General features: G+C 54.7%; 1 protein-coding gene. It reads left to right on the plus strand.

Going from position 1 to position 2,131, the window contains the following annotated elements; all coding sequences use genetic code 11:
* A partial coding sequence (locus NKH83_RS31505; RefSeq protein ID WP_352809065.1) for a calcium-binding protein occupies positions 1-908 on the plus strand: 908 nt, incomplete at its 5' end.
* Positions 909-2,131 lie beyond the last annotated feature (1,223 nt).

A 2,131-nucleotide genomic window follows, 5' to 3' on the forward strand; every position in this document is an offset into this window, starting at 1 on the left:
AGACTATCCAGGGCAATGCCGGCGCCAATGTCATCAACGGCGGGGGTGGGGCCGATACCATGACCGGCTATGGCGGCAACGACACGTACTATGTAGACAATGCCGGCGACAGGGTGTTCGAGGCGGTGGGCGGTGGTATCGACAAGGTGCTCGCCTCAGCAAGCTTTGCGCTTGTGCACTCGGCAGCCTCGCAGGTCGAACTTCTTGCTACCACGAATCCCTCCGGCACGGCAGCAATCAATCTCGTTGGCAACGAGTTCGCCCAGACGATCCAAGGCAATGCCGGTGCTAATTACATCAACGGTATGGGTGGCGCCGACACGCTGACAGGCTATGGCGGCAATGACACTTACGTCGTCGACAATGCTGGCGACAGGGTGATTGAAGCGGCCGGCGGCGGCGGCGACAGGGTATTTTCCACGGTGAGCTATGCTCTTTCGGCCGGCTCCCAAGTTGAGCTTCTTGCCACCACAAATCCTTCCGGCACGGGAGCAATCAATCTCACTGGCAACGAGTTTAACCAAGCCATCCAGGGCAACGCCGGCGCGAACATCATCAACGGCGCACGAGGTGCCGACATCTTGACCGGTAACGGAGGCAATGATGCCTTCGTGTTCAACAGCGCTCTTGGAGCCGGTAATATCGACAGGATCACCGACTTCAACAAGCTCCAGGACAAGATCCAGCTCGACGACGCGGTTTTTGCCGGGCTTAAGCTGGGAGGCCTTTCATCCGATGCTTTCTTTGCGGGTGCGGCCGCACATGATAGCTCCGATCATATCATCTACAACAACTCAACCGGAGCACTCTCTTTCGACAGCGACGGGATCGGTGGCGCAGCTCAAATACAGTTCGCCACGCTCTCTCCAGGTCTGTCGCTTGCAGCAGGTTCGTTTCTTGTGATCTGAACGACCCGGAACGGCGGACCTTCTGCTCGAGCCGGTCCGCCGCTCCGTCTTTGTTCAAGCACCGGATTGTTCCAAAGCGGGTGCCCAACCTTCGTCACCAGCGGGTTCGCTAGCAGGGTATCATTGAAGGGTGGCTTGAATCTGCCCGCCACCGAGTTTACTCGGCGCAGTTCGCGGCCGCTTCCGTGTCTTAAACGGACTTAGTGCATCTCAGTGAAAGAGAAGCTCATCGCACCGTGCATGACGACGAAGCAAAACGGCTTCGCGAGTAATCCGGTGTGCACTTTCTCGTCTCTTTACTCTTATTCGATTCTTGTCGGCAACGCACGGTCAGATCCCATCTGAGCCCGGTATCGAGTATCAGATCCCTGGGCCGCTATCAGATCCGCTGCGCAATAGCGGCCATGGCTTCACAAACCGCTCCTTCGCAGATCACGATCGATAAATCGGGACTGCCAATTACTTGAGCGCGAGAGCAGGAACCAGGCACCGCGAACCCGGCAGTCATTCCGCAGTTGTCGCTCGCTTGTAAACGTGGGCCGAACCGCTTTGATGTCGCTTAAGTCTTCCTCATGGGCGAGTGCGGCAGGCGCTCCAACTGGGAACCGCCCCTATTCTCACCTTGAGCGGCTTCCTACATTGACTTGATCTCGATCACGGAGATCTGCCGCCCGCTGAGCGCGCAGATGCCTACGAATTGTCCACAACTAATTGCTTGCGGCAGTGAGACCGCGGAGCGGCTTGGCTCTTGTGGCTAACGTCTGTCTGATTTTCATCTCGTAAGGTAAATTGATAAATCAAAAACAAACAAGAATGTAATTTGCCGTAATTTAAACGTCCTAAGTTGCGAAGCTACAGCTATTTCAAAATAAAGTCGCGATTCCGCCGGGATTGTGACCTAAGAAAAGCGATAAGTTTCTTGTGTACAACCCGTTTTTATGAAAATAAGCCACAATGCATGCAGCATTCCTACAAACGCTCAATGATTTTATCAACGGGTGTCTTTATGTGATTTGGCGCTAATATACACCCTCTAGTAGGTAGGCCTCGGGCGCTATCGAACGAGAAAAAGGATTACTGGATGGCAACTCTGCACTACACCTCGGGTGGTTCCGCCACCGAAATCGCAAACGCTGGCTTCAATCTGGCCGACGTTCAATATGTTAGCCAGGTCAACGCATTGCCGGATGGCATGAAGGGCCTGGTGTATCTGAATGAGCACG

It is taken from the genome of Mesorhizobium sp. M0909, assembly GCF_040319515.1.
Classification (GTDB): Bacteria; Pseudomonadota; Alphaproteobacteria; order Rhizobiales; family Rhizobiaceae; genus Mesorhizobium.